The organism is Monashia sp. NPDC004114, assembly GCF_053603855.1.
On record NZ_JBSGGK010000004.1, the window covers coordinates 156804 to 183210 of the forward strand.

Below are 26407 nucleotides of genomic sequence, written 5' to 3' on the forward strand. Positions count from 1 at the left end.
AGGAGCTGCGACATGACCGAACAGCCTGATGACCTGAGCCTTCCGACCACGCCCGACGACGCGGGGTCGAAGCGGCATACGGCCGGAGCCTTCGACATCCGCAACTTCATCGGCGGGCTCATCGGCATCTACGGCCTGATCCTCACCCTGATGGGCATCTTCGGCGACAAGGCCTACGCCCGCACGGGCGGGGTCAACGCCAACCTCTGGGCCGGCATCATCATGCTCGTCGGCGCGGCGTGCTTCATGCTGTGGGCACGGCTGCGGCCGATCGTCGTTCCCGACGACGTCGATCCCGTCCAGGACGACCCGACCCGGCCGGCTCCCCGGAGGCGCTAGCAAAGGCCGGGTGCGCCGTCGGGGCGATATCAGCCCCGGCGGCGCGGCCGCGGCTGGCACACGGGACAGGAGAACGACGAGCGGTTCATGAACTGCTCGCGTCGCATGATCGCGCCACAGCGGTCGCACGGGGTGCCCGCCCGGCCGTACGCGTGCAGCGACCGGTCGAAGTACCCGCTCGCGCCGTTGACGTTGACGTAGAGGGCATCGAAGCTCGTGCCGCCCTGCCCGAGGGCCTCGGCCATGACGTCGTGGGCGTGGTCGAGGACGCGGGCGAGCGCCGGCTTGGTCAGGGCCGAGCAGAGCCGCTCGCCGTGGACCTTGGCCCGCCACAGCGCCTCGTCGGCGTAGATGTTCCCGATCCCGGACACGAGCCCCTGGTCGAGCAGGGCTCGCTTCACCGCGCTGTCCCGCAGTTTCATCCGGGCGACGACCGAGTGCTGGTCGTAGGCGGGCTCGAACGGGTCGGGCGCGATGTGCGCGACGGACTCGGGTATGCCGTCCGCACCCAGAGGTGACAGCGACAGTCCCCCGAAGGTGCGCTGGTCGACGAACCGCAGCTGCGGTCCCCCGTCGGCGAAGTCGAACCGGGCATGGCAGTGCCTCTCGAGCGGCGCGTCCGCGGGCTCGACGAGCATCTGGCCGCTCATGCCGAGATGCACCACCAGTGCGTCCTCGTCGCCGAGGGCGAGCCAGAGGTACTTGCCCCGGCGCGCCGCGGCGGTGACGGTGACGTCGTGCAGGCGGGAGGCCAGGTCGCCCGCGCCCGCGTCGTGGCGGCGCGCGACCCGCACCCCGGTGATCCGGGCTCGAGTGATGTGGCGGCCGACGACGTGGTCCTCGAGGCCACGCCGCACGACCTCGACCTCGGGCAGCTCGGGCACCGGGCCTCAGCCCTGCGGCAGGCTGGCGTCCGCGTCGGTGCGGCGGCGTTCGAGCGTGTGCCAGGCCTGCTTGGCGGCCTTCTGCTCGGCTTCCTTCTTGCTCCTGCCGCGCCCTTCGCCGAGGACCTCCTCGCCGACGACGACGCGGGCGTGGAACTCCTTCTCGTGGTCCGGCCCCTGCTCGCCGACGTGGTACTCCGGAGACCCGAGCGATGCGCCTGCGGCCATCTCCTGCAGGCTCGTCTTCCAGTCGAGGCCTGCACCGAGAGTGGCGGCCTCCTCGATGATGCCGTCGAAGTGGTGGTGCACGAACGTGGCCGCGTGGTCGATGTCGGTGGACAGGAACACCGTCCCGATGAGGGCCTCGAGCGTGTCGGCCAGGATCGAGGCCTTGTCACGGCCGCCCGTGGCCTCCTCGCCCTTGCCGAGCATGACGTACTCGCCGAGGTCGAAGGTGCGGGCGACGTCGGCCAGGGCGCGCATGTTGACGACCGCCGCGCGCAGCTTGGCCAGCTGGCCCTCAGGCAGGTCGGGGTGCTCGCGGTAGAGCGTCTCGGTCACGACGAGGCCCAGCACCGAGTCGCCGAGGAACTCCAGGCGCTCGTTGTTGGGCAGGCCGCCGTTCTCGTAGGCGTAGGACCGATGAGTCAGGGCGCGCAGAAGCAGCGGCTCGTCGATGTCCTGGCCGACCACCTCGCGAAGGTGGTTGACCAGCGCATCGACGGGCCGCTGCGGCACCGTCGGAACATCCCCTGACGCAAGGTCGCTCACGGGGCTGCCCACCGGATGCTCAGGCCTGGTGCTCGGTGCGCTCGGCGGCGGCGTAGTGACGGCCCTTGTAGGTGCCACAGGACGGGCACGCGATGTGCGGCTGGGTCGCCGCACCGCACTGGGGGCACGTGGTCAGCGTGGTCGCCGTTGCCTTCCAGTTCGCGCGACGCGAACGGGTGTTGGAGCGCGACATCTTCCGCTTCGGGACAGCCACGTCAGTTCCTCTTCTCTTGCGGGTCGTCGCCCAGCAGCCCGCTGAGCGCCGACCATCGGGGGTCGATCACTTCATGATGGTGGTCCGGGTCGTCCGCGAGGCGCATCCCGCACTCGGAACACAACCCCGGGCAGTCGTCCCGGCACACCGGTTGGAACGGCAGCGTCGGCACGATGGCGTCCCTGAGCACGGGCTCGAGGTCGATGAGGTCACCGACCAGCTCGTGCACATCGTCCTCGTCGTGGTCGGCTGCCACCTCGTGGTGGTGCGCCGCCCGATCGGCGTAGGCGAACAGCTCCTGGAAGGTCCCCTCGACATCGATCTCGACGGGATCCAGGCACCGCACGCAGGCGCCGGTCGCCGTGCCGCTGACCGAACCCGTCACGAGGACGCCCTCCACGACGGACTCCAGCCGCACCTCGACCTCCACCGGCATGCCGGCCTTGATCGAGATGACGTCCGTGCCGAGATCGTCGGGAAACGTCACGGTGCGCCTGAGCTCGTGCATCGTCCCCGGTCGCCTGTTCAGCTCCCTGGTGTCGAGCACCAGCGGCGAACGGGGATCGGGGCGGTCCATGACTCCTGCGCACAGTAGATGGTTCGGCCCGCGCCAAGACGGACGTGGACCGACGTCCAAGGCTACCGGAGGCGTCCCCAGTGCCCAAATCAGGCGAGGCGCTCCTTGAGCGCGGCCAGGACCGCGTCCGGGACGAGGCCGGTGACGTCGCCGCCGTAGCGCACGACCTCCTTGATGAGCGAGCTCGAGACGTGCTGCAGGGCCGGGTCCGCGGCGATGAACAGGGTCTCGACGCCGGTGAGGTGCCGGTTCATGTGTGCCATCGGCAGCTCGTAGGCGAAGTCCGTGCCCCCGCGCAGCCCCTTGACCATGGCCTGGGCCCCGACCTCGCGGCATACGTCGACGACGAGGGTCTCCGCCCAGGCGGCCACGCGGACGTTGGGCAGGTGGCCCAGCGACTGCTCGAGCAGAGCACTGCGCTCGGGCACCGTGAAGGTGCCCTGTTTGCCCGGGTTGTGCAGGATCGCGACGATGACCTCGTCGAACAGCCGGCTGGCCCGCGAGACGACGTCGACGTGCCCGTTGGTGACCGGGTCGTAGGAGCCGGGGCACACGCACCGGCGGATCTCGTGGCTCGTCACGGCCCCCAACCTACCGGGGAGCGCGCCGGGCAGGCTGTGACCGGCTCAGCCAGCCCAGTCCAGCCCAGCCCGGTCCAGCCCAGCCCGGTCCCAGCCCAGGCTGGCTCGAGCCGGCTCAAACTCGCTCAGGCGACGACGTCGCTCGGCGGGGGCTCGGCGAACCACATCGTCGTCTCGCCGTAGCGCTTCTCCCCCGACAGCTCGAGCCCCTCGGGCCATCGTGGCTGGGGCGATCGGCTGGACCGCTCGACGACGACGAAGGCGTCGCGCGCGAGCCAGGCCCGCTCGACGAGGCTCGCGAGGACGCCCGCGAGCGCGTCCTCGGACAGGTCGTAGGGCGGGTCGACGAGCACGAGGTCCATCCGTATGCCGCCCGGCGGGCCTGCGCCGAGTGCTCGCTCGACCGTCTCGGCCAGCAGCCGCACCCCGGGGCGGCCCACGGTCTTGATGTTGGCGCGGATCACCTTGGCCGCCGCCTTGCCCGACTCGACGAGCAGCACGAGGACGGCGCCGCGGCTCGCGGCCTCGAGGCCGAGGGCGCCGGAGCCGGCATACAGGTCGAGCACGTTGGTGCCCTCGAGGAGGCCGCGGTGCTCGAGGCGGCTGAACAGCGCCTCGCGGACCCGGTCCGAGGTCGGGCGCGTGGTCGGGCCGGACGGCGTCTGCAGGCGACGGCCTCCGGCGCTGCCGCTGATGATGCGGGTCATGCTCAGCCCCGTTCCAGCCAGACGGCCTCGTGCTCGTCGAGCCGCATCGCGACCGCCGCGGCCAAGGCCGGGTGAGCCCGCAGGTCCGGGTCGTCGTCGATCAGGGCGAAAGCGTCCTCGCGGGCGTCGGCGATGATCTGCTCGTCCTCGGCGCGGCCGAGGCGTAGGTGGCGCACGGAGCTGCCTCGGCCGCTCTGGCGCGCACCGAGCACGTCGCCCTCGCGCCTGAACATCAGGTCGGCGCGGGCCAGCTCGAAGCCGTCGTTGGTCGCCGCAACCTGCTCGAGGCGCTCCATCGCCCGCTCGCCGGGGCCCTGGGTCATGAGCAGACACAGGCCCGGCACCGATCCGCGACCGACGCGGCCCCGCAGCTGGTGCAGCTGCGAGATGCCGAACCGGTCCGCATCGACGACGACCATGACCGAGGCGTTGGGGACGTCGACCCCGACCTCGATGACGGTCGTCGCGACGAGCACGTCGACCTCCCCGGCCGTGAACGCCCGCATCGTGGCGTCCTTGGTGTCGGCGTCGAGGCGGCCGTGCAGCACAGCCTTCCGCACTCCGTCGAGCGCGGGGTTGGCACGCAGCGTCGCGAGCATGGAGTAGACCCCGGTGAGCTCGCGCACCGGGCCCGGTTCGTCGGCCGCGCCGGCGGAGTCCTCGTCCCAGTCGCCGACGTCCCAGTCGGTCGCCTCCTCGTCGGACGTGTCCGTGGACAGCGCGCCCGCCTCGTCGTCGACGTCGCCGATGCGGGGGCAGACGACGTAGACCTGGTGACCCTTGGCGACCTCCTCGGCGACCCGCTGCCAGGTGCGCTCGACCCACCCGGGACGCTCCGCGTCGACGACATGCGTGGCGATCGGCGATCGGCCTTTGGGCAGCTCGCGCAGGGTCGAGGTCTCCATGTCACCGAACACCGTCATGGCGACGGTGCGAGGGATGGGCGTCGCCGTCATGACCAGGACGTGAGGTGGGCGGTGGCCCTTCTCCCGCAAGGCGTCGCGCTGCTCCACCCCGAAGCGGTGCTGCTCGTCGACGACGACGAGCCCCAGGTCGGCGAACTGCACGTGCTTCTGGATGAGGGCATGGGTCCCGACGACGATCCCGGCCTGGCCGGACGCGGCATCGAGGAGGGCCTTGCGGCGTGCACCCGCACTCTGGCTCCCGGTGAGCAGGGCCACCGTGGTGCCGAGCTCCGACCCACCGAGCATGCCGCCCTGCGCGAGCTCGCCGAGCATCGTGGTGATGGAGCGGTGGTGCTGAGCTGCGAGCACCTCCGTGGGCGCGAGCAGCGCGGCCTGACCGCCCGCGTCGATCGCGGCGAGCATCGCTCGCAGGGCCACGATGGTCTTGCCGGAGCCCACCTCGCCTTGGAGCAGGCGGTGCATCGGCCGCTCCGAGGCCAGCTCCTGCGCGAGGATCTCGCCCACCTCCCGCTGGCCTTGGGTCAGCTCGAAGGGCAGCCGTGCGTCGAAGGCAGCGAGCAGACCTCCAGGTCGGGGCGGACGCGGCGTGGCGAGGTCGGCCTCGGCGGCCTTTCGCCGCTGGGCCAGGATCGTCTGGAGCACGAACGCCTCGTCGTACTTGAGCCGGTGCAGTCCGCGCGAGGCGTTCTCGGTGAGCAGTGGACGGTGCACGAGCTCGAGCGCGGTCCGGCGGTCGGGCAGCCCGCGAGCCTCTCGCACGTCCTCCGGTACTGGCTCGCGCACCCGGTCGACGGTGTCGAGCGCCTGGTGCAGGAGCTTGCGCATGCGGAACGAGTTGAGCTTCCCGGTCGTGGAGTACACCGGCACCCAGTGCGTCCGGTAGTACTCGACCTGTGCCTCTCCCTCGTCGTCGTCGATGAGCTCGTAGTCCGGGTGGGTCAGCTGGAGACGGCGGCCGTATGAGCCGACGGTGCCGACGAAGAAACCCCGGCGGCCCGGGACGAGCTTGCGCTCGTGCCCGAAGGCGTTGAAGAACGTGATGTCGAGGTGGCCGCCCCGCTCGTCGGTGAGCACCACGGTGAGCATCTTCCCGCGGCGGTTGCGCATCGGGCGGGTCGTCGCCGCAGCCACCTCGGCGACGACGAGGACGTCCTCGCCCACGCGCAGCCTCGACAGGTCGGTCAGCTCGCTGGGCTGGACATAGCGCCGCGGGACCAGCTCGAAGAGCTCCCCGACGTTCTCGATGCCCTTGTTGCGTGCCATCGCCTCGGCGTCGGGCTTCTTGAGGGCCAGCTTGGTCAGAGGCGACTCCTCGGTGAGCACCGGCATCCTCACTCCACCCCCAGCAGGACGGTGTACACCGCCTGGCCGCCGTCGATGAGCGACACCTCGATGCCGTGGTGCGCCCGCCTCGCCTCGCTCGTCACGGCGTCGAGCAGGCCGTCCGGGGCGTCGATCCCGGCGACCACCGTGACGAGCTCGCCACCGCTGGCGAGCAGGCGCCGCACGACCTCGCGGGCGACGTCGAGCTGGTCGGAGCCGACGATGACCACGTCGCCGTCGACCACCCCGAGGGCGTCGCCCGCCTGGCACGGGCCACCGCTCGTCAGCGCCGCGCGGTTGGCAACCGTCACCGCGCCGTGGCGGGTCGCGGAGGCGGCCGCCTGCATCGCGAGGACGTTGGCGGACGCCGGTGCGGACGGCTCGAAGACCGCGACCGCGGCGATGCCCTGCACCGCCGTGCGGACGTGGACGACGTGCGACTCGATGCCGTCGTCGGCCGTCGCTCGAGCCGCCGCCTCGGCGGCCAGCAGCGTGTCGCCGTCGTTGGGGAGCACCACCACGCCGGCTGCCCCGCGGACGTGCTGCTCGCGGATCGCGGCGATGAGGCCGCCGGTCGATGCGCGGCGGCCCGGGCCCGATGCGACGACGACGGCACCGGCGGTCTCGAAGAGGGCCTCGAGCCCGGCGCCGGCAGCACATGCCACCACGCCTGACGCGACCCGCTCGGCCGGCTGGACCTCCCCTACCGTTGCGGCCTGGCGGAGGTGCTGGTCCTCGACCAGGTGCGTGATGCGGATCCGGTGCGGACGACCCGCCTCGACCCCCGCCTCGACGGCGGCGCCCGCGTCGTCGACGTGGGCGTGGACGTTCCACTCCCCCTCGCCGCCGACGACGAGCACGGAGTCGCCCAGCGCGACGAGCCGGTCGCGCAGCGCTGCGACGGCCTGCTCGTCGGAGTCTCGCAGCAGGTACATGACCTCGAACTCGGGGCTGCCGGACTCGCCCGTCCCGTCGCCCGACCGGCTCGCTCCCGCAGCGTGCGCCGCTCCCAGGGCTGCCGACAGTGCCGCACTCTGCGGGCTCGGACGGAACCGGGACCGACGGTCCGAGTCGCCGAGGTCGGAACGCGCCCGCTGGCCTGCGCAGACCCGCTCGAGCGACTCGAGGAGCACGACGAGCCCCGCGCCTCCGGCATCGACGACCCCGGCGCGGGCGAGCACCTCCAGCTGCTCGGGCGTGCGCTCGAGCGCCGCTCGGGACGCCTCGAGCGCGGCGAGCGAGACGGCATACACGCTGGGTATGCCGCCGTCGGCCTCGCGCGCTGCCTGGTCGGCCGCTGTGGCCGCCTCGGCCATGGCCCGCGCGACCGTCAGGATCGTGCCCTCCTTGGGGTCGGTCACGGCTTCGCGGGCGCGCTGCTCGGCGCGCCGGAGCCCGGTGGCGAGAAGGCGTCCGTCGATCTCGTCGGAGCCGGCGCAGCCCTCGGCGAGCCCGCGAGCGAGCTGGCTGAGGATGACGCCGGAGTTGCCGCGTGCGGTCCACAACAGGTGCCGGGCGAAGGTCGCGAGCAGCGCGTCGGCGGTTGCAGCGCCGCCCTCGGCGAGGGTGCGCTCGACGGCGCCGTCGAAGGTGAGGTAGAGGTTCGTGCCGGTGTCGCCGTCGGGCACGGGAAAGACGTTGAGCGCGTCGATCTCGGCGCGGCGGGCCGCGAAGAGCGACCGGGTGAGCACGGCCCAGCGACGCACTGCGACGAGGTCGAGGCGCGTGAGCGCACCCTCGGGCAACGGCGCTGCGCCGGGCATCGGACCTCCTGCGTCGTGCTGTGCGTACGGGCTCGCCGACGCTCGGCAAGGCTAGCGCCTCCCCCAGACGGTCGCATGCAACGCGCGCCGGGCGTCGTGCCCGGCTACGTTGGAGCTGTGTCGAGCTCCGCCACTGCCGTTCATCGAAAGTCCTGGGCAGGGGCACCTCCCGGCTTCTTCGCAGTCGAGGCGGCCGGGCTGCGCTGGCTTGCTAAGGCGATCTCTCGCGGCGGCGCGCGCGTGGTGGACGTGAAGGCGGAGGCCGACGACCACCTCGACCTGGCCGTGCTGCACCCCTCGCGTCCGACACTCGAGGCCGCCGAGTCGCTGGGCCGGGGCCTGGCTGTCACCCATGGCATGGGTGCGCCGGCCTTCGGGGCTCCGCCGCCAGGCTGGACGGGCCCTGCCTGGATCGGTCGGCAGAGCCAGCCCAACGAGCCGACCGCCACCTGGGGCCTGTTCTACGCGGAGCAGCGCGTGCGGCCCTTCGTGCGGCGGGCCGTCGAGCGAGGCCATCTCGACGTGTCCGGGGCCCGGATCGTCGAGCGGGTCTGCGACCGCGTCGCCGCCGGAGACTTCGACGACGACCGCCCACCCGCCCGGATCCACGGCGACCTGTGGTCCGGCAACGTCGTCTTCACGACCGAGGGCGCAGTGCTCATCGACCCGGCCGCGCACGGCGGCCACGGCCTCACCGACCTCGCCATGCTCGCCCTCTTCGGCTGCCCGGGGCTCGACCGGATCAGGGCCGCGTACGAGGAGGCCGCCGAGCTTGCGCGGGGATGGCGTGCCCTCATCGAGCTGCACCAGCTGCACCCGCTCGCGACCCATGCCGCGTCCCACGGCCCTGCGTATGCCGCGCAGCTCGTCGAGGCGGCGAGGACCTTTCTCTGACCGGCCGCACCGCGGGGGGCGCTGGAGCCGGCGCTCCGCGCCCGGAGGGCCGTTTTGTCGTCCGGACGCCACGTCGGCTACTCTTGACCGGTTCCCCTCGTGCATCACGGGGTGAGGCGTGTCCACATGCGTGCCCACCTTCGCCCGAGGCGGAGCACCAGCACTTCGTCAACATCGATCATTCAGGAGCTATCCGTGGCTGCCAACTGCGACGTCTGCGGCAAGGGGCCGGGTTTCGGCCACAACATCTCGCACTCGCACCGCCGCACCAAGCGCCGCTGGAACCCCAACATCCAGCGGGTCCGCACGCTGGTCGACGGTGTGACGCCGAAGCGGCTCAACGTCTGCACCTCCTGCCTCAAGGCGGGCAAGGTCGTTCGCTGAGCGTCCCGCACCAACGCTGAAGGCCGGTCCCCCTCGCGGGGTGCCGGCCTTTGTCGTATCCCGTCGGTGTCCGCTGCGGCCTGAACCCCTCGACCCGCCGACCCGCCGACCCAGCCCCCGCCCTTCTCTGCGCAACACACCGAGCACCTGCAAACTTCGACGGTAATAACCGCAGAAGTTTGCAGGTGCTCGGTGTGTTGCCGGGGTCATGGGCGCGGTCGGTGGGCTTGGGGAGGTGCTCCGGAGGTCAGGGTCTGCGGGCTAGGTCGTGCGGAAGTGGTCCCACCCGAGGTGGGTGACCTCCCGGCCCCCGACGACGATCCCGGGCCGTTCCCCGGGCGCCACCGCACGGACGCGACCGATCGGTCGCCAGCCACGCGGCATCCGTCCCGGAGGGAAGGTGGCCAACAGCGAGTGCTCCTCGCCGCCCGCGAGCACGCAGTCGAGCGCGACCTCGGCGCCGAGCACGCCGGCGAGCTCGGCCACGTCCGAGGCGATCTGGGACGGGTCGATGTCGATGACGACACCGCTCGCGCGGGCGATCCGGCGCCCGTCGCGCAGCAGACCGTCGCTGAGGTCGAGCATGGCCGAGGCCCCGGCCGCTGCGGCCTCAGGACCCGCTGACAGGGGCGGTCGAGGACGGCGCTGCCGCTCCACGGCGGCGGGATGCCGTTCGGCCTGGTCCGCCTGGAGCAGACGCAGGCCCGCGTCGGCGAGCCCGAGAGAGCCGTTGACGGCGAGCACGTCACCGTGCCGCGCCCCCGACCGCAGCACCGGCTGGCCGTCGAGCCGCCCGAGCGCGGTCACCGAGACCATGACGACGCTGGGGGGCGCAGACGACAGGTCCCCGCCGAGCACCGACACGCCCGCGTTGACGCAGGCGTCGGCAATGCCGCGAGACAGGTCCAGCGCCCACTCCAGCGACAGCGCCGGATCCGCGACGAGCGTGACGAGCACCCCCGTGGAGCGGCCCCCCATCGCGGCGACGTCGGCGAGGTTCTGGGCGACGACCTTGTGGCCGATGTCGGCTCCCGAGGACCACGCGTCGAGCCAGTCGCGGCCGAGCACGACGGTGTCGGTCGTGGCTATCGTCCGGTCCGTCGTGCGGAGCACGGCAGCGTCGTCTCCGGGGGCGACGTCGACGCCCTCGGCCTGCGGGAAGAGCGGCAGGATGGCTGCGAGCACCTGCTCCTCGTCGAGCTCGCGCAGCGGCGTGCCCTCGGTCATCATCGGTCCCCGCGACGCCCTGCTGCGGTTCGGCACCGATCAGTTCCTTTCATCGAGCGCGCGACGGGCTCGCTGGCGCCACAAGGCAGCCGAACGGCCACGTGTCCCGGGGACGAGAGGTCCCATGGCAAGGTAGCGTCAGGGCACGGTCGCAGTCACACTGGGTCCAGCCGGTCAACGCCGGCGTCCCTGGGCTGCCGGTCCCGTCAGCGCTCGTCAGATCCGTACAGTCGATCGTCCAACACAGTGAGGTGACACGTGGTTCAGGCCTACATCCTGATTCAGACCGAAGTCGGCAAGGCCGCCAGCGTGGCGGAGCAGATCGCAGGGATCTCGGGCGTGACTCTGGCCGAGGACGTGACCGGGCCCTACGACGTCATTGCGCGGGTCGAGGCCGCGAATGTCGACGACCTCGGTCGCCTCGTCATCGCCAAACTCCAGGACGTCCCGGGCATCACCCGTACCCTCACCTGCACGGTCGTGCACGTCTGAGGCTGTCCTGACCACACGATCCCGCTCGACGGCGGCGCTCACCGGCGCCGCCGTCGCGCTGTCCGCGGCCCTCAGCGCGTGCAGCCACGCCCCGGAGGTCGCGCTCGCGCCGCAGGCCTCCGCACCGGTGTGCATGTCTGTCGCCTGGCCTGCGCACGTCAGCGGCTACGCGCGCGTGGACACCCAGCCCGAGTCACCGTCGGTGGCGGCCTGGGGGGACCCGGCGATCATCGCGCGGTGCGGCCTGGACGCGCTGGGCCCGACGACCGAGGAGTGCGTCACGGTCGACGGGGTCGACTGGGTGGTCCGCCGCCTGACCGACGGCTCCGCGGCGACGACGTTCGGACGCGACCCCGCCATCGAGGTGCTCGCTCCGGGCGAGTACGGTCCGGTGCCGCTGCTGCTGCCGGCCTTCAGCCAGGTCGCGGGAGCCTTGCCCAAGAACGGCCACCGCTGCTCCTGACCCCTGCTCCCGGCAACACACCCGGAAACCGGCTGCTCCGCATGGGTGCACCTATGACGAGCTGCCGGTTTCCGGGTGTGTTGCGGTCTGGGGCCGGGGGTCAGCGCAGGCCGGTGCGGCGCTCCAGCGCCAGCGAGATCAGCTCGTCGATGAGGTCGGGATACGCCAGGCCCGTGGCCGCCCACATCCTGGGGTACATCGAGTGTGGCGTGAAGCCCGGCATCGTGTTGATCTCGTTGATGACGACGCGGCCGTCGTCGGTGTAGAAGCAGTCGACGCGGGCCAGGCCCTCGCAGCCAAGCGCCTCGAACGCCTCGGCGGCCAGCCGGCGCACCTCCTTGCCGATCTCCTCGGGCACCTCGGCCGGGCAGCTGAGGTCGACGTCGGCCTCGGCGAGGTACTTGGCCTCGAAGTCGTAGAAAGCGTGGTTGGCGTGCACCGCGACCTCGCCGACGTGTGACGTGCGCGGACCGTCGGTGCCGTGTCCCTGGAGCACGGCGCACTCGAGCTCACGCCCCGCGATCCCCTCCTCGACGAGGACCTTCGGGTCGTGCTCGCGAGCCGTCTCGACGGCTGCCTCGAGGTCGTCGGGGTGATCCACCTTCGTGATGCCCATCGACGACCCGGCCCGCGCGGGCTTGACGAAGAGCGGGTAGGCCAGACCGGCACACGCGTCCATCGCGGCGACGCGGTCGGTGCGCCACGCGCGGTCGGTGATGACGGCATACGGCCCGACGGGCAGGCCGTGACCCGCGAAGACCACCTTCATGTAGTGCTTGTCCATGCCTGCCGCAGAGGCGAACACGCCCGACCCGACGTAGCGCACGTCGGACAGGTCGAGGAAGCCCTGGAGAGTGCCGTCCTCGCCGAACGGGCCGTGCAGCAGCGGGAAGACGACGTCGACCTCCCCGAGCTCCTCCGGCGGACGGCCGGCCTCGAGCACGGTCAGCGAGGACTCACGCGTCGACAGTGGGAGCACGACCTGCGAGCGCCCGGCCTCGACCTCCGGGGTGCGGCCGGCGGTGAGCTCGAAACGCGACGGGTCGTCGGCCACGAGCACCCACTGGCCGTCGCGGGAGATCCCGACCGGGACGATGTCGTACTTGGTCCGGTCGATGGCGCGCAGCACTCCGGCGGCGGTGGCGCACGAGACGGCGTGCTCGGAGGAGCGTCCTCCGAAGACGATGGCGACGCGCGGGCGGCGGCTCGGCTGGTCGGGCAGGGGCTGGTCCGTGGTCATCAGACGAGACTCTATCCCGAGCCCACAGGCCCGCTCGTACGCTGGCGAGGTGGGTACCGAAGCAGAAGCAGGCCGGCTCCACGTCGACACCTTCCTCGTCGCGGCGGGCCGACCCGAGCGCGCGCCCGGCGCGTCGGTGAACGTCCCGGTGGAGCTGACGTCGACGTATGCCGCTGACGGCGCGGTGAGCTATGCCCGTTCGGGCAACCCGACGTGGCACGCGTTCGAGGCGGCGCTCGGCGGTCTCGAGGGCGGACGCGCCCTGGTTCATGCCTCCGGCATGGGCGCGATCTCGGCCGCCATGTCGCTCGTCGACGCTCGGGGCACCATCGTGGTCCCTGACCAGACCTACAACGGCACAGGCGACCTGCTCGCTGCCTTCGAGAAGGCCGGCGGCACGGTCGTCCGGCTCCACGCGTCGGACACCGCGGGATTCCTCCACGCGCTCGAGTCGGCCGACCTGCTGTGGCTGGAGTCACCGACCAACCCGCTCATGGACGTCATCGAGCTGTCCGTCGTGCTGGCGCGGTCGCGAGAGCTCGGCGTGACCAGCGTCGTCGACAACACGTTGTCGACGCCGCTGCTCTGCCGGCCGCTCGACCTGGGCGCGGACGTCGTGGTGCACTCCGTCACGAAGTACCTCTCCGGCCACTCGGACGTCGTGCTCGGCGCAACGGTCGTCGCCGACACCGAGCGCGGCCGGGCCCTGGGCGAGCAGCTGCTGCGGCACCGCACGCTGCACGGCGCCATCGCCGGCCCGCTGGAGGTCTACCTCGCGCTGCGTGGGCTGCGCACCCTCGGCGTCCGGTTCGAGCGCGCCTGCGCGAACGCCGCCGAGCTGGCCAGGCGGCTCGCGGCCCACCCTGGCGTCGCGCGCGTCCGCTACCCCGGCAGCGGCGCGATCCTGTCCATCGACGTCGCCGGAGACCTCGAGGCCGCCGAGCGCGTGTGCGACGCGACCCGGCTGTGGCTGCACTCGACGAGCCTCGGCGGGGTCGAGTCACAGATCGAGCGCCGGCGGCGCCACCCGAGCGAGTCCGAGCACGTCCCAGACAACCTGCTGCGCCTCTCGGTCGGCATCGAGCACGTCGAGGATCTCTGGGCGGACCTCGACCAGGCCCTGCGCGCCGTCTGACGCCCAGACCCTGGAGAGCCGGGCCCCCTGGAGAGCCGGTCGCTCGGAGGCTCAGCGCTTCTCGGCCTTGAGGTCGCGCGACATCAGCCGCGGCCCGACCTCGGTGGCCGGGTGGCCGTCTCGGATCACCGCCACGACCTGCTCGCAGATCGGCATGTCCACGCCGTGCTGGCCGGCGAGGGTGAGGATCGACTCGCACGACTTGACCCCTTCGGTCGTCGTGCGCAGCTCAGCGGTCGCCTCGGCGACCGACATCCCCCGCCCGAGGCGCACCCCGAACGAGTGGTTGCGCGACAGCGGCGACATGCACGTCGCGATGAGGTCGCCGACGCCGGCCAGGCCCATGAAGGTCTGCGGGTGCGCGCCGAGCGCGAGGCCGAGCCGCGTGGTCTCCGCCAGCCCGCGGGTGATGATCGTGGCTTTGGTGTTGTCGCCGAAGCCCATCCCTTCGGCCATCCCCGAGGCCAGCGCCACGACGTTCTTGGTCGCGCCGCAGACCTCCGCACCGATGACGTCGTTGTCGGTGTAGGGCCGGAAGTACGGCGTCGCGCAGGCCGTCGCGACCCGCTCGGCGGTCGCCATGTCGCGGCACGCCACGACCGCGGCAGCCGGCTGGCGCCGGGCGATCTCGGGCGCGAGGTTCGGGCCGGACACGACGACGACCCGGTCGTCCTCGACTCCCCCCGCCTCCGCGATGACCTCGCTCATCCGCATCGTCGTGCCGAGCTCGACCCCCTTCATCAGCGACACCACCGGCGCCTCCGACGGGATTGCCGCGCCCCACTGGGTCAGGTTGTCGCGCAACGTCTGCGACGGCACGACGAGGACCACCAGATCTGCCGCGGAGACGGCCTCCCGCGGGTCCGTCGTCGCGCGGATCGAGGGCGGCAGCTCCAGCTCGGGAAGGTAGAACTCGTTGCGGCCGGCGTTGATGCTCGCCACCTGCTCGGGTTGGCGACCCCACATCGTCACTGTGCACCCGGCGTCAGCGAGGATCGCGGCGAAGGCCGTGCCCCAGTTGCCGCTGCCCATGACCGCGACGTGGGTCATGATCGCCCCCTCCTGTGGATCCTAGACTTCGTCTCGCGGCCGATGTCCTCGTGCTTCACGGGGACGCCGATCTCGGCCACGCCGTGCCTGCGCGGGTCGAACCGGTCCGCCGGAGCCTTCTCGTCGCGGATCTGCTCGAGCAGGCCGGTGATCCGGTCCATGAGCCGGTCGGTCGCCTCGCGGAGCACCTTCGCGTCGATGGGCTGCCCGTAGAGGTCGCTCAGGTCGACAGGCGGGCCGGCGATCATGTGCATCGTCTTGCGCGGGAAGAGCGAGGGCCGGTGGCCGTAGGGCGACAGGATCTCCTGAGGGCCCCACTGGGCGACCGGGATGAGCGGGCACTGCGTCTCGAGGGCGACCCGTGCAGCACCGGTCTTGCCGCGCATCGGCCACAGGTCGGGGTCGCGGGTGATGGTGCCCTCGGGGAAGATCGCGACGGCCTTGCCGGCTCTCACGGCATCGACCGCCGCACGGTAGGCGCTCGCCGCCGCTGCCGAGTTGCGGTAGACGGGGATCTGCCCGGAGCGGCGCACCACCCAGCCGACCACAGGAATCGTGAAGAGGCTGTCCTTGGCGAGGAAGTAGGGCGCGTGGTCGTTGTCGTAAAGGAAGTGCGCGAAAGGGATCGGGTCGGCGTACGAGATGTGGTTGGGCGAGACGACGAAGCCGCCCTCGGCGGGGAAGTTCTCGGCACCGCGCCAGTCACGCTTGGTCAGGACCATGAACAGCGGGCGCAGCAGGAAGGCGGCGAGCCGGTAGGCACCGGGGAGTCGTCTCCGGCGGGCACCCGTCACGTTGTCACGTCCTCTTCGTCGTGCACACGCCGGTCGACGTGGCTGGGCATCATCTTGTCCACCTCGCGGCGCGGTGTCGAGCACGCCCGATCCGAGTGGGACGATTGCGCAAGCATGTCGACTCCCCCTTCCGTCCCGTCGAGCGCGGCCGCGCGCTCGAGCGCATCCTCTCCCACCGCGCCCGAGCGATCCTCGCCGGGTGCCGGCGACGGCCCTGGCCAGAGGTGGCACGTCGTCGTCCCGGTCAAGGACACGCGCCACGGCAAGTCGCGGCTGGCACGAGCCGTCGGGCGCGACCGTGCCGACCTGAGCCATGCGATCGCGACCGACACCCTCGAGGCCGTGGTCTCGGCCGTGGGTGCGCCGCAGGTCATCCTCGTGACGGCCGACACGGCACTGGACCGGGAGTGGCGCGAGCGCGGAGTACTCGTCGTGCCCGAGCCGGGCACGGGGCTCAACGGCGCCATCACCGCAGGTATGCAGCAGGCCGGGCAGGGAGCCCGGGTGGCCGCGCTGCTCGGCGACCTTCCGGCGCTCGACGCCTGGTCGCTGCGCACGGCCCTGGTCGTTGCGGGGCGGCACGACGAGGCGTTCGTGCCGGATGCGGACGGCACCGGCACCGTCCTGCGATCCGGGACCGGGTTCACCCCGAGGTTCGGGCATCTCAGCGCAGCCCAGCACGAGCGTGACGGGGCGTCGCGCCTCGACCTGGCGCTGCCGCGGCTGCGCACCGACGTCGACGACGCGAGGAGCCTCGCCGCAGCCAACGCGCTCGGCCTGGGTCGGGCGACGCTGTCGGTCCTGCAGGACCGCGCATCTGGTTGGATCAGAGCCATGCAGGCGACCGTCCACCGCTTCGACCCCGAGACGCGTTCCGGCAGCGTGCTGCGCGACGACGGCGTCGAGCTGCACTTCTCGGCACCGGCCTTCGAGTCGAGCGGCCTGCGCCACCTTCGCGTCGGCCAGCGCCTCACCATCGACGTCGTCGACGACCTCGTCGTCGCGATGCGCATCGTCGGGATCGGCACCGGGCAGGCGATCCGCTAGAGCGCCCGGAGTCACGGGCCGGCATCGTTGTCCGGCCCGTGACCCTTCGACCCAGCGGGCGGCGCTCAGCGAGCCGCGGTCTTCTTGGCGGTCGTCTTCCTCGCGGTCGTGGTCTTCTTCGCGGCAGTCGTCTTGGCGGTCGTGGCCCGTGCCGTCGTCTTCTTCGCGGTCGACTTCGCGGCAGTCTTGGCCGGGGCGGCCTTGGTTGTCGTCGTCTTCTTCGCCGCGGCCGCGGTGCGGGCCGGGGCGGCCTTGGTCGCCGTCGTCTTCTTGGCTGCCGCCGCGGTGCGGGCCGGGGCGGCCTTGGTCGCCGTCGTCTTCTTCGCCGCGGCCGCGGTGCGGGCCGGGGCGGCCTTGGTCGCCGTCGTCTTCTTCGCCGCGGCCGCGGTGCGGGCCGGGGCAGCCTTGGTGGTCGTCTTGCGCACGGCCGTCTTCGTGGCTGCCGCGGTTGCGGTCCCGGCCGAAGCACGCGACGCGGCGGACTCGGTCTTCGACAGCTTCTTGCTGCCGGCGACGATGTCCTTGAAGTTCGTGCCCGACCGGAACTTCGGGACACGGGTCTTCTTGATCCTCACCGTGGCACCGGTCTTGGGATTGCGCCCGGTCCGGGCAGCACGGTCGGCGCGTTCGAAGGTGCCGAAGCCGGTGATCCCGACCTTGCCGCCCTTGGCCACCTCGCGGATCACCACGTCGAGGAACGCCTCGAGGGCGTCGGATGCCACCTTCTTGCTACCGAGCTTGGCCTCAAGGGCGTCGATCAGCTCTGCCTTGTTCACGTCTTCCCCTCCAGAGGACTGTCGGTGTCAGGCGACCCGACGATGTGTCCGGAACCAGTCCGGCTAACTCACGACGTTAGGCCGCTGACGTGGGCGCGTCCATCACCTCGGGAGGGGTTTTTCATTGTGTCGCAAGGACTTTGACCCCTCGGGGGCCGCCCCTCAGACGTCGGTCAGGCACTCTTCGACCGGCATCTCTCGGCACAACGAACAACGGATCCCGTTGCAGTGCAACGGGATCCGTTGAGTCAGCCCAAACCGGGCGTTGTCCGGCGGACGGCTCTCAGGCGGGCGTGGTCACCGGCTTGTGGCTCGGACGACGCAACTCGAAATCTGCAACCTCGTCCTCGTGTCGCAGGGTCAGTCCGATGTCGTCGAGGCCCTCCAGCAGCCGCCAGCGGGTGTAGTCGTCGATCTCGAACGGGGCCACGATCTCTCCAGCGCGGACCGTCCGGCTCACGAGGTCGACGGCGATCTCCGCACCCGGGTTGTTCTCCAGGTACTTCCAGATCAGCTCGACGTCGTCCTGGGCGACCACGGCGGTGAGCAGGCCCTGCTTGCCGCTGTTTCCACGGAAGATGTCCGCGAAGCGCGAGCTGATGACGACCCGGAAGCCGAAGTCCATCAGCGCCCAGACCGCGTGCTCGCGGCTCGACCCCGTGCCGAAGTCCGGCCCGGCCACGAGAACCGACCCATCGGCATACACCGGGCTGTTGAGGATGAACGACTCGTCCTTGCGCCAGGCGGCGAACAGGCCGTCCTCGAAGCCCGTGCGCGTGACGCGCTTGAGGTACTCGGCCGGGATGATCTGGTCGGTGTCGACGTTGCTGCGTCGCAGGGGCACCCCGACGCCGGTATGCGTCTCGAACTTCTCCATGGCTCAGGCCTCTCCGGTCGTGGCGGACGCCAGCGAAGCGTCGGCGGTCTGCAGGTCGGCGGGGCTGGACAGCGTGCCGCGGAGGGCGGTGGCGGCGGCGACGAGGGGGCTGACGAGATGGGTCCGACCGCCCTTGCCCTGGCGGCCCTCGAAGTTGCGGTTGGACGTCGAGGCGCTGCGCTCGCCCGGCGCGAGGGTGTCGGGGTTCATCCCGAGGCACATCGAGCAGCCGGGAAGACGCCACTCGGCTCCGGCGGCCGTGAACACCTTGTCGAGGCCCTCGGCCTCGGCCTGGAGCCGGACCTTGGCAGAGCCGGGGACCACGAGCATGCGCACGCCGTCGGCGACCGTGCGGCCCTTGACGACGGCGGCTGCGGCGCGGAGGTCCTCGATGCGACCGTTGGTGCACGAGCCGACGAAGACGGTGTCGACCTTGATGTCGCGCAGCGGTGTGCCGGGCTCGAGACCCATGTAGGCCAAGGCGTTCTCGGCCGCGAGGCGGTCGGACTCGTCGGCGAACGTCTCGGGGTCCGGCACGGACTCGGACAGCGGGAGGCCCTGGCCCGGGTTGGTCCCCCACGTCACGAACGGCGTCAGCGCCGACGCGTCGATGTCGACCTCGGCGTCGAAGACGGCGTCGTCATCGGTGCGCAGCGCGGTCCACTCGGCGACCGCGGCGTCCCAGTCGGCCCCGGACGGCGCGTGCGGACGGCCCTCGAGATAGTCGAACGTCGTCTGGTCCGGCGCGATCATGCCGGCGCGGGCGCCGGCCTCGATCGACATGTTGCATACCGTCATCCGGGCCTCCATCGACAGCGCCTCGATGGCCTCGCCGCGGTACTCGATGACATAGCCCTGGCCGCCGCCCGTGCCGATCTTGGCGATCACGGCGAGGATGATGTCCTTGGCCGTGACACCGTCGGCGAGGTGGCCGTGGACGTTGACGGCGAGCGTGCGGAACGGCTTGAGCGGCAGCGTCTGCGTCGCGAGGACGTGCTCGACCTCCGAGGTGCCGATGCCGAACGCGAGAGCGCCGAAGGCGCCGTGGGTCGAGGTGTGGCTGTCGCCGCAGACCACCGTCATCCCGGGCTGGGTGAGGCCGAGCTGAGGGCCGACGACGTGGACGATGCCCTGCTCCGCGTCGCCCATGGGGTAGAGGCGGACGCCGAACTCCTCGCAGTTGCGGCGCAGGGTCTCGACCTGGACCTTCGACACCGGGTCGGTGATCGGGCCGGGCGTGGTCGGGACGTTGTGGTCCTCGGTGGCGAGGGTCAGGTCGGGGCGACGCACCGGGCGGCCGGCGAGCCGGAGCCCGTCGAAGGCCTGCGGACTGGTCACCTCGTGGAGCAGGTGCAGATCGATGTAGAGCAGGTCGGGCTCCCCATCGGCGCGACGAACGACGTGCGCGTCCCAGACCTTTTCGGCCAGTGTCCCTGACATCTCTTCCCTCCGCCGTGACTGTCTCTCGGGCGAGCGCGCGCGGCATCGAGGACCTGGTCGCGACATCGCTCATCCGCAAGCGTGGACCTTTTGTGGGCCCAGTGGATTGACGTCTCAGTGCCTGAGACGTCAATATCAGTGCATGGACAACTCTTCTGGGGTCGGCGTACTCGACAAGGCGGCCACCGTGCTGGGCGCCCTCGAGGCAGGCCCAGCCACCCTCGCCCAGCTCGTCGGGGCCACCGGCCTGGCGCGTCCCACGGCGCACCGCCTGGCCGTGGCCCTCGAGCACCACCGGCTCGTCTCCCGTGACATGCAGGGCCGCTTCGTCCTCGGCCCACGTCTCGGCGAGCTCGCGTCGGCGGCCGGCGAGGACCGGCTGCTGGCAGCGGCCGGCCCGGTGCTCGGCGCCCTGCGGGACCACACCAACGAGAGCGCGCAGCTGTTCCGGCGCCAGGGCGACCAGCGCATCTGCGTCGCCGCAGCCGAGCGCCCCGTGGGCCTGCGCGACTCGATCCCCGTGGGTGCCACGCTGTCCATGCTGGCCGGCTCGGCCGCCCAGGTGCTGCTCGCGTGGGAGGAGCCCGACCGGCTCCACCGTGGCTTGCAGGGTGCGGCCTTCTCGGCGACGACGCTGTCCGCGGTCCGTCGGCGTGGTTGGGCCCAGAGCGTGGCCGAGCGCGAGGCCGGAGTCGCCTCGGTGTCGGCCCCGGTGCGCGGGCCGTCCGGACGGGTCGTCGCAGCCGTGTCCATCTCGGGCCCGATCGAGCGCCTGTCGCGCCAGCCGGGGCGGCTCCACGCGGCGACCGTCGTCGCCGGGGCGAACAAGCTCACGGAGGTGCTGCGCCGCCACCACGCGCAGCAGCAACAGCAGCAGCAACAGCAGAACGCCTGACCCAGCCAGGCAACGGATCGGTCACGATCGTCACCCCGCCCGCCGCGTGTGACAACCCTTTATGCCCCCACCGCGTCACTCTCGATGTCACGATCAGACTTCAGGTGTCGCGTTCAGATGGGGGACGAGGATGCAGACAGCTTTCAGGCGTGCCGTTGTGGTGACCGGCGCGCTCGCAGTCATCGCGGCCTCTGCCGCGTGCACCGCCGACGGCGGCTCTCAGGCGGCCGCGACGCAGGTCCGCCACGGGTCGGTGACCACGAGCCCACCCGGGGAGCCGAGCAGTATGCCGCCCGCCCCGCCCAGCAACACGCCGACGGTCCCGCCGAGCACGACCCCACCACAGTCCCCACCGCCGGCCACGCCGCCCTCGGCCACGCCGGCGCCCCCGCCCGTAGTGCTCCTGGCCCGGGGCGACTCCGGCCCCAAGGTGCGCTCGCTCCAGGCCCGGCTGCGCCAGATCGGCTGGTTCGAGGGCGACGTCTCGAACAGGTACGGCACGCGGACGGTCGCCGCCGTCCGAGGCTTCCAGGCCAAGCGTGGCTACGAGGCCACGGGACAGCTCGATGAGAAGACGTACGACAAGCTGGTGTCGATGACCCACCGTCCGACGGCGGACGAGCTGGCGAACGTCAAGCCCAAGCCGGAGCCGAGCGCCGGCTCGACCTCGTGGGACGTCGACCCGAGGTGCCTCGTCGGCCGGGTCATGTGCATCAGCAAGAGCACCCGCCGGCTCACGTGGGTCATCGACGGCGTGCCGCAGTACGGCTTCGCCGTGCGGTTCGGCAGTGACGAGCTGCCCACCCGCGAGGGCGTGTTCCACGTCTACAAGAAGAAGGTCGACGTGATCTCGAACCTCTACCACACGCCGATGCCCTACAGCATGTTCTTCTCCGGCGGCCAGGCGGTGCACTACTCCTCCAACTTCGCCCGGCTGGGCTACACGGGAGCGTCGCACGGGTGCGTCAACGTCCGGGACTGGGACGGCATCGTGCGCCTCTACAACGAGAGCCGGATCGGGGACGCGGTCGTCATCCACTGGTGATGTCGGTCGTAGGCTGACGGGGTCCGCTCCCCCACTGCGACAAGGAGCTCCCGTGCTCAAGGTTGGTTGGAAGGCGTCGGCCGAGCAGTTCGGCGCTCGTGAGCTCGTCACGTACGCAGCGCAGGCCGAGAGAGTAGGGCTCGACTCCGTCTTCATCTCCGACCACTTCCAGCCCTGGCGCCACCACGGTGGCCACGCGCCGTTCGCGATGTCCTGGCTCGCGGCGGTCGGCGAGCGCACCGAGCGGGTGATGCTCGGCACCTCCGTCATGACGCCGACGTTCCGCTACAACCCCGCGGTCGTCGCGCAGGCCTTCGGGACTCTCGGCGCCCTGAACCCGGGCCGTGTCGTGCTCGGCATCGGCACCGGCGAGGCCCTCAACGAGGTCGCGGTCGGCGCGTCCGGGTCGCCGTGGCCGGAGTTCAAGGAGCGTTTCGCCCGGCTGCGCGAGGCCGTCACCCTGATGCGCCGGCTGTGGACCGAAGAGCGGGTCGACTTCGAGGGCGACCACTACCGCACCCACGCTGCCACGGTCTATGACCGGCCGGCCGAGCCGGTCCCGGTGTACGTCGCCGCGGGCGGTCCCCTGGTCGCGCGGTATGCCGGCCGGTCGGGGGACGGGTTCATCTGCACGTCCGGCAAGGGCCGGGAGCTCTACGAGGACAAGCTGCTGCCCGCGGTCGACGAGGGCCTGGAGAAGTCCGGGCGCACTCGGGAGGACATCGACCGGATGATCGAGATCAAGCTCTCGTACGACCGCGACCCGGACCAGGCACTGCACAACGTGCGGTTCTGGGCACCGCTGTCGCTCTCGGCCGAGCAGAAGCACGGGGTCGAGGACCCGGTCGAGATGGAGCGACTCGCGGACGAGCTGAGCGACGAGCAGATCGCCAAGCGCTGGATCGTCACGAGCGACCCCGCAGAGGCCGTCGCCCAGGTGCGGCAGTACGTCGACTGGGGCTTCAACCATGTGGTCTTCCACGCGCCCGGGCACGACCAGGCACGGTTCCTCGATCAGTTCGCGGCCGACGTGCTGCCGGGTCTGCGCGAGCTCGGCTGAGCTTTTGGCGCCTCGCTTCGCTGCGGCGCGAGCCGCGCCGCCTTTGAGGCGTTATGCTCCGATTCCTTCTCAGGCGGCGTTCTGGAGCCGGGCGTGCCGGCGACGGGAGCGGTCGTCGGTGAGCCCGAACGCCTTGCCCAGCCCGGTGGGCGGCATCGCGACGTAGAGGCTCTCGTGCGCACCGGCAGGGACGGCATATGTCTCGTGCCAGATTCCGACGGCGCCGGAGGCCTTGCGGCCGCGTCGGTAGAACGCCGCCCACGCCGGGCGGTGGCGCCGCTCCGGGTCGTTGGCGTAGGCGTAGATGTCCTCGACGCTGCGCCAGTACTGCACGACCGTGGGCCCGCGCATCCCGACGAGCGTCCGGGCCTCGAGGAAGCCGAGGTCGGGCCCCTCGCCGCGCGCGTGGGCGGCCTTGGCGGCATACAGCTCGGCGATCATGCCGGGCATCGCCGACACGACCGGCCCCCAGAGGTCGGGTCGCCAGAGGTGGTTGATCCGCATCCCGATGAGGAAGACCGCAAGGTCGCCGTCGTGCGTGTGGCTGGTGTGGGTGGACGCCGACATGACGAGCTCCTTCGATAGTCTGACTATCCAATCTTGGACAGCGGTACTATCCAAAGTCAAGAAGGAGGGCGGATGAGAATCTCCGAGCTAACCGACCTGACCGGCGTGAGCATCCCGACGCTCAAGTACTACCTGCGCGAGGGCCTGCTCCCGGCCGGCGAGGCCCAGGGCGCGACGAGAGCCAGCTACGACGAGCGCCACGTCGAGCGGGTCCGCCTGATCCGCACCCTCATCGACGTAGGCCGGCTGTCGATCGAGCGCGTCCGCGAGGTCGTCGCAGCGCTCGACGACCCACCGGGCACGAGGCACGAGCTGCTCGGCACCGCGCACGCGGTGCTGCGGTCGACGACCGCCGGGCCGGAGGCGAGCGAGCCGAGCGCCCGAGCCCTGGCGCAGGTGGACCGGCTCGGCCTCCCCCGCTGCGAGAGCTCGTCGGCATCGACTCAGCTGGCCCGCGCACTCACCGACGCGGAGGCCGCGGGCTGGCCGCTGGCCGACGCCGCGATCGACACGTGGTATGCCGCGATGGTGGAGATCGCGCAGAGCGACGTCGTGCCCGAGCTCGCCGACATGAGCCCCGGCGACGCGCTGCGCTATGTCGTGGTCGGCAACGTGCTGACCGACCCTGTCATCATCGCGCTGCGCCGAGCGGCCCAGGAGATCGTCAGCAGCCAGCGCCTCGATCGCCACTAGGCTGACGCCAACGGCTTCTACGTGGCCAGGGGGTGGCGTGGCGATCGACGCGGCAGCGGAGGGCGACGTCGACCGGACGGCCGGCGCCGGCCGTCTCGCGCGCCTCGCCCGGCTCCTGCGACGGGTCCCGTTCACGGTCACGGTCGCGACGATCATGTTCGTCCTCGGGGTCGCAACCCAGTCGCTGTGGTCGCCGCTCAACGATCGTCCGCTGCTCGACGACGTCGCCTACGGCCTGCCCAGCCTGCAGGCCGGGCTGTGGTGGACGCCCGTCACCGGCGCGTTCTTCGCGCTGATCCCCGCCCAGTACCTCCCGGTGCTCGGTGGCGCCGCCCTGCTCATCGGCTGGTCCGAGCTGCGGCTCGGCACCCGCCGCGTGGCCGTCGCCGCGGTCACCTGCCACCTCGTCGGTGTACTCGGGTCGTCGCTGCTGCTCCTGCTGTGGTCACGGGGCACGTGGGACTGGGCGGACCGCCTGGCCCAGGTGGTGGACGTCGGCTTCAGCGCCGGCGCTCTGGGCGCCGTCACCGCCGCCTCCGCGACCCTGACGCCGCCCTGGCGCGGCCGGCTGCGGACGCTCCTGCTCCTTTATGCCGTCCTGTCCCTGCTCTACATCGGCGTCCTCTGGGACCTCGAGCACTTTCTCGCGGTCCTGACCGGGCTGCTCCTCGGTCCGGTCCTGATCGGGCGCCGTCCGAACCCGCCCGGACTGCGCCTGACCCGGCACGAGTGGCGGATCACGGCCTTCACCCTGTTCGTCGTCAGCGCCCTCGTGCGCGTCGTGCTCTACTTCACGCCCTCCGACGGCCCGCTCGGCGCGACGACCGACGACACCGACGCGACGGCTGTCCTGTTCGGCGCGGCCATCTCGCTGCTCCTGGCGAACGGGCTGCGCAAGGGGTCCCGCCGGGTCTGGCACCTCGCCGGCATGCTCACGACCCTCTCGCTCGTCTCCGGGATCCTGCTGCTGCTCCTCGAGGTCTACGCCCCCGATCGGCTCAACGGCGCCGGCCAGGTCGCATCCTCGGTCCCGCAGCTCGCCGTCGACGTCCTGCTCTGGGCCGTGCAGCTCTGGGTCATCGTGGCAGGCCGCTCGGCCTTCCGAGCCCGACCCAGCCGCCGCGGCCGTGCGCAGTCGCTGGCGGGGATGAGCGACCGCGACGCCGCGGTGGAGCTGCTCAAGACCCATGGCGGGACGACGATGTCGTGGATGGGAACGTGGCCGGACAACAACTGGTTCATCCAGCGCGACCAGGCGGGCGTCCCCACGGGCTACCTCGCGTTCCAGACACACCGGGGCGTCGCCATCGGGCTGGGCGACCCCGTTGCCGCCGACGCGGCCGCTCGAGCGGCGGTCCTGGGCGCGTTCGCCGACGACCGCGAGGCCGCCGGCGAGCTGAGCTGCTTCTTCTCCGTCACCGACGAGGTCCTCGACTGGGGCCGCGCGAACGGCCGTCGCGACGTCCTCGTCGCCGAGGAGGCGATCATCGACCTGCCCACGCTCGAGTTCCGGGGCAAGAAGTGGCAGGACGTGCGGACGGCGCTCAACCGGGCCGCCAAGGAGGGCATCTCCTACCGCGAGGGCCACCTCGCCTCGATGCCGCGCGGCATCACCACCCAGGTCCGGGCGATCTCCGAGGTGTGGGTGGGCGACAAGGGCCTGCCCGAGATGGGCTTCACGCTCGGCGGCGTCGACGAGGCGCTCGACCCGGACACCGTCGTCGGGCTCGCCGTCGACGCGGACTCCACGGTGCACGGCATCACGTCCTGGCTCCCGGTCTACTCGCCGGGAGGTCACGTGCGGGGCTGGACGCTCGATGTCATGCGCCGGCTCCCCGACGGCTTCCGCCCGGTCACCGAGTTCCTCATCGCGAGCGCGTGCCTGTCCTTCAAGGACCGCGGCGCCGAGGTCGTCTCGCTCTCGGGTGCACCGCTGGCACATGCCGGGGCGGGCGGCGCCGACAGCGAGCCGCTCGACCGGCTGCTCGGCACGCTCGGCGAGGCCCTCGAGCCCCTGTACGGCTTCCGCTCTCTCGAGAGCTTCAAGCAGAAGTTCTCACCGCGCAGCGAGCCAGTCCATCTCGTGTTTCCCGACGAGGCGGCGCTGCCACGGATCGGCCTGGCGCTGACCGCGGCATACCTGCCGGGCGCGTCGATGCGCGAGCTCGCCATGGCCGGCATCCGGGCCCGCCGGCATACAGAAGCTCCCCGGACCCTAGGGGGATCCGGGGAGCTCTGACACG

The 26407-nt window shown here is 71.7% G+C and carries 28 protein-coding genes; 12 read left to right on the forward strand and 16 right to left on the reverse strand.

Features of this window, described 5'->3' with window-relative positions:
• Positions 1 to 12: 12 nt before the first annotated feature.
• Positions 13 to 339 (forward strand): hypothetical protein, encoded by a 327-nt coding sequence (locus ACWEOW_RS07530; protein WP_452268557.1) that lies wholly within the window; start codon positions 13 to 15, stop codon positions 337 to 339.
• A gap of 29 nt (positions 340 to 368) precedes the next feature.
• On the opposite strand, the gene mutM is transcribed toward ACWEOW_RS07530, so the two are convergent.
• The 8 genes from mutM to ACWEOW_RS07570 form a co-directional block, all read right to left on the reverse strand.
• On the reverse strand, positions 369 to 1223 hold the full coding sequence (gene mutM, locus ACWEOW_RS07535; protein ID WP_452268558.1) for a bifunctional DNA-formamidopyrimidine glycosylase/DNA-(apurinic or apyrimidinic site) lyase: 855 nt from the start codon (positions 1221 to 1223) through the stop codon (positions 369 to 371).
• Positions 1224 to 1229: 6 nt separating this feature from the next.
• Complete coding sequence (gene rnc / locus ACWEOW_RS07540) at positions 1230 to 1994, reverse strand: ribonuclease III (protein ID WP_452268559.1); 765 nt, start codon at positions 1992 to 1994, stop codon at positions 1230 to 1232.
• A gap of 19 nt (positions 1995 to 2013) precedes the next feature.
• Complete coding sequence (gene rpmF / locus ACWEOW_RS07545) at positions 2014 to 2208, reverse strand: 50S ribosomal protein L32 (protein ID WP_452268560.1); 195 nt, start codon at positions 2206 to 2208, stop codon at positions 2014 to 2016.
• A gap of 1 nt (position 2209) precedes the next feature.
• Positions 2210 to 2785: a YceD family protein gene (locus tag ACWEOW_RS07550; RefSeq protein ID WP_452268561.1), complete on the reverse strand. Its 576-nt coding sequence runs from the start codon at positions 2783 to 2785 to the stop codon at positions 2210 to 2212.
• An 89-nt stretch (positions 2786 to 2874) separates the two neighbouring features.
• Entirely contained in the window at positions 2875 to 3366 is a 492-nt protein-coding gene (coaD, locus tag ACWEOW_RS07555) for a pantetheine-phosphate adenylyltransferase (protein WP_452268562.1), read from the reverse strand.
• A gap of 125 nt (positions 3367 to 3491) precedes the next feature.
• Complete coding sequence (gene rsmD / locus ACWEOW_RS07560; RefSeq protein ID WP_452268563.1) at positions 3492 to 4073, reverse strand: 16S rRNA (guanine(966)-N(2))-methyltransferase RsmD; 582 nt, start codon at positions 4071 to 4073, stop codon at positions 3492 to 3494.
• A 2-nt stretch (positions 4074 to 4075) separates the two neighbouring features.
• A complete protein-coding gene (locus ACWEOW_RS07565) occupies positions 4076 to 6328 on the reverse strand; it encodes an ATP-dependent DNA helicase RecG (protein WP_452268564.1) in 2253 nt (750 codons plus the stop codon).
• A gap of 2 nt (positions 6329 to 6330) precedes the next feature.
• Positions 6331 to 8085: a DAK2 domain-containing protein gene (locus ACWEOW_RS07570; RefSeq protein WP_452268565.1), complete on the reverse strand. Its 1755-nt coding sequence runs from the start codon at positions 8083 to 8085 to the stop codon at positions 6331 to 6333.
• Positions 8086 to 8160: 75 nt separating this feature from the next.
• Between ACWEOW_RS07570 and ACWEOW_RS07575 the strand changes: the two genes are divergently transcribed.
• Both ACWEOW_RS07575 and rpmB read left to right on the forward strand, forming a co-directional pair.
• The gene (locus ACWEOW_RS07575) at positions 8161 to 8979 is read left to right on the forward strand and encodes a fructosamine kinase family protein (RefSeq protein WP_452268566.1); all 819 of its coding nucleotides are present in this window, start codon (positions 8161 to 8163) and stop codon (positions 8977 to 8979) included.
• A gap of 195 nt (positions 8980 to 9174) precedes the next feature.
• A complete protein-coding gene (gene rpmB, locus ACWEOW_RS07580) occupies positions 9175 to 9363 on the forward strand; it encodes a 50S ribosomal protein L28 (RefSeq protein WP_452268567.1) in 189 nt (62 codons plus the stop codon).
• A 261-nt stretch (positions 9364 to 9624) separates the two neighbouring features.
• Here rpmB and thiL read toward each other — a convergent pair whose 3' ends face one another.
• Entirely contained in the window at positions 9625 to 10590 is a 966-nt protein-coding gene (gene thiL, locus ACWEOW_RS07585; protein WP_452268568.1) for a thiamine-phosphate kinase, read from the reverse strand.
• Between the two features lie 258 nt (positions 10591 to 10848).
• On the opposite strand from thiL, the gene ACWEOW_RS07590 reads away from it, so the two are divergent.
• Together ACWEOW_RS07590 and ACWEOW_RS07595 are read left to right on the forward strand one after the other, a co-directional pair.
• Positions 10849 to 11082 carry an Lrp/AsnC family transcriptional regulator gene (locus ACWEOW_RS07590; protein WP_147063373.1) on the forward strand — a complete coding sequence of 78 codons (234 nt, stop codon included), beginning with the start codon at positions 10849 to 10851 and terminating at the stop codon, positions 11080 to 11082.
• 133 nt (positions 11083 to 11215) lie between these two features.
• Entirely contained in the window at positions 11216 to 11545 is a 330-nt protein-coding gene (locus ACWEOW_RS07595) for a DUF3515 family protein (protein WP_452268569.1), read from the forward strand.
• A gap of 100 nt (positions 11546 to 11645) precedes the next feature.
• On the opposite strand, the gene ACWEOW_RS07600 is transcribed toward ACWEOW_RS07595, so the two are convergent.
• Complete coding sequence (locus tag ACWEOW_RS07600; protein ID WP_452268570.1) at positions 11646 to 12785, reverse strand: D-alanine--D-alanine ligase family protein; 1140 nt, start codon at positions 12783 to 12785, stop codon at positions 11646 to 11648.
• 49 nt (positions 12786 to 12834) lie between these two features.
• On the opposite strand from ACWEOW_RS07600, the gene ACWEOW_RS07605 reads away from it, so the two are divergent.
• Complete coding sequence (locus tag ACWEOW_RS07605) at positions 12835 to 13920, forward strand: trans-sulfuration enzyme family protein (protein WP_452268571.1); 1086 nt, start codon at positions 12835 to 12837, stop codon at positions 13918 to 13920.
• Between the two features lie 51 nt (positions 13921 to 13971).
• Here the strand turns inward: ACWEOW_RS07605 and ACWEOW_RS07610 are convergent, their stop codons facing one another.
• Together ACWEOW_RS07610 and ACWEOW_RS07615 are read right to left on the reverse strand one after the other, a co-directional pair.
• On the reverse strand, positions 13972 to 14970 hold the full coding sequence (locus tag ACWEOW_RS07610; RefSeq protein WP_452268572.1) for an NAD(P)H-dependent glycerol-3-phosphate dehydrogenase: 999 nt from the start codon (positions 14968 to 14970) through the stop codon (positions 13972 to 13974).
• Positions 14967 to 15764, reverse strand: coding sequence for a lysophospholipid acyltransferase family protein (locus tag ACWEOW_RS07615; RefSeq protein WP_452268573.1), 798 nt, complete (start codon positions 15762 to 15764; stop codon positions 14967 to 14969). Before ACWEOW_RS07615 ends, ACWEOW_RS07610 begins: the two co-directional genes overlap by 4 nt.
• A gap of 114 nt (positions 15765 to 15878) precedes the next feature.
• On the opposite strand from ACWEOW_RS07615, the gene cofC reads away from it, so the two are divergent.
• Positions 15879 to 16811, forward strand: a complete 933-nt coding sequence (gene cofC, locus ACWEOW_RS07620; RefSeq protein ID WP_452268574.1) for a 2-phospho-L-lactate guanylyltransferase — start codon at positions 15879 to 15881, stop codon at positions 16809 to 16811.
• Between the two features lie 65 nt (positions 16812 to 16876).
• Here cofC and ACWEOW_RS07625 read toward each other — a convergent pair whose 3' ends face one another.
• The 3 genes from ACWEOW_RS07625 to leuC all read right to left on the reverse strand — a co-directional run bounded on the left by ACWEOW_RS07625 (position 16877) and on the right by leuC (position 19904).
• On the reverse strand, positions 16877 to 17587 hold the full coding sequence (locus ACWEOW_RS07625; RefSeq protein ID WP_452268575.1) for an HU family DNA-binding protein: 711 nt from the start codon (positions 17585 to 17587) through the stop codon (positions 16877 to 16879).
• 283 nt (positions 17588 to 17870) lie between these two features.
• Positions 17871 to 18464 (reverse strand): 3-isopropylmalate dehydratase small subunit, encoded by a 594-nt coding sequence (gene leuD / locus ACWEOW_RS07630; RefSeq protein WP_452268576.1) that lies wholly within the window; start codon positions 18462 to 18464, stop codon positions 17871 to 17873.
• Positions 18465 to 18467: 3 nt separating this feature from the next.
• On the reverse strand, positions 18468 to 19904 hold the full coding sequence (gene leuC, locus ACWEOW_RS07635) for a 3-isopropylmalate dehydratase large subunit (protein WP_452268577.1): 1437 nt from the start codon (positions 19902 to 19904) through the stop codon (positions 18468 to 18470).
• 142 nt (positions 19905 to 20046) lie between these two features.
• On the opposite strand from leuC, the gene ACWEOW_RS07640 reads away from it, so the two are divergent.
• The 3 genes from ACWEOW_RS07640 to fgd all read left to right on the forward strand — a co-directional run bounded on the left by ACWEOW_RS07640 (position 20047) and on the right by fgd (position 22904).
• On the forward strand, positions 20047 to 20799 hold the full coding sequence (locus ACWEOW_RS07640; protein ID WP_452268578.1) for an IclR family transcriptional regulator: 753 nt from the start codon (positions 20047 to 20049) through the stop codon (positions 20797 to 20799).
• 130 nt (positions 20800 to 20929) lie between these two features.
• Positions 20930 to 21844, forward strand: coding sequence for a L,D-transpeptidase family protein (locus tag ACWEOW_RS07645; RefSeq protein ID WP_452268579.1), 915 nt, complete (start codon positions 20930 to 20932; stop codon positions 21842 to 21844).
• A 52-nt stretch (positions 21845 to 21896) separates the two neighbouring features.
• The gene (fgd, locus tag ACWEOW_RS07650; RefSeq protein ID WP_452268580.1) at positions 21897 to 22904 is read left to right on the forward strand and encodes a glucose-6-phosphate dehydrogenase (coenzyme-F420); all 1008 of its coding nucleotides are present in this window, start codon (positions 21897 to 21899) and stop codon (positions 22902 to 22904) included.
• A 69-nt stretch (positions 22905 to 22973) separates the two neighbouring features.
• Here fgd and ACWEOW_RS07655 read toward each other — a convergent pair whose 3' ends face one another.
• Positions 22974 to 23471: a DUF4188 domain-containing protein gene (locus ACWEOW_RS07655; RefSeq protein ID WP_452268581.1), complete on the reverse strand. Its 498-nt coding sequence runs from the start codon at positions 23469 to 23471 to the stop codon at positions 22974 to 22976.
• Positions 23472 to 23543: 72 nt separating this feature from the next.
• On the opposite strand from ACWEOW_RS07655, the gene ACWEOW_RS07660 reads away from it, so the two are divergent.
• Positions 23544 to 24164 carry a MerR family transcriptional regulator gene (locus ACWEOW_RS07660; RefSeq protein ID WP_452268582.1) on the forward strand — a complete coding sequence of 207 codons (621 nt, stop codon included), beginning with the start codon at positions 23544 to 23546 and terminating at the stop codon, positions 24162 to 24164.
• A 37-nt stretch (positions 24165 to 24201) separates the two neighbouring features.
• Positions 24202 to 26403 (forward strand): bifunctional lysylphosphatidylglycerol flippase/synthetase MprF, encoded by a 2202-nt coding sequence (locus ACWEOW_RS07665; protein ID WP_452268583.1) that lies wholly within the window; start codon positions 24202 to 24204, stop codon positions 26401 to 26403.
• The last annotated feature ends 4 nt before the right edge of the window (positions 26404 to 26407 follow it).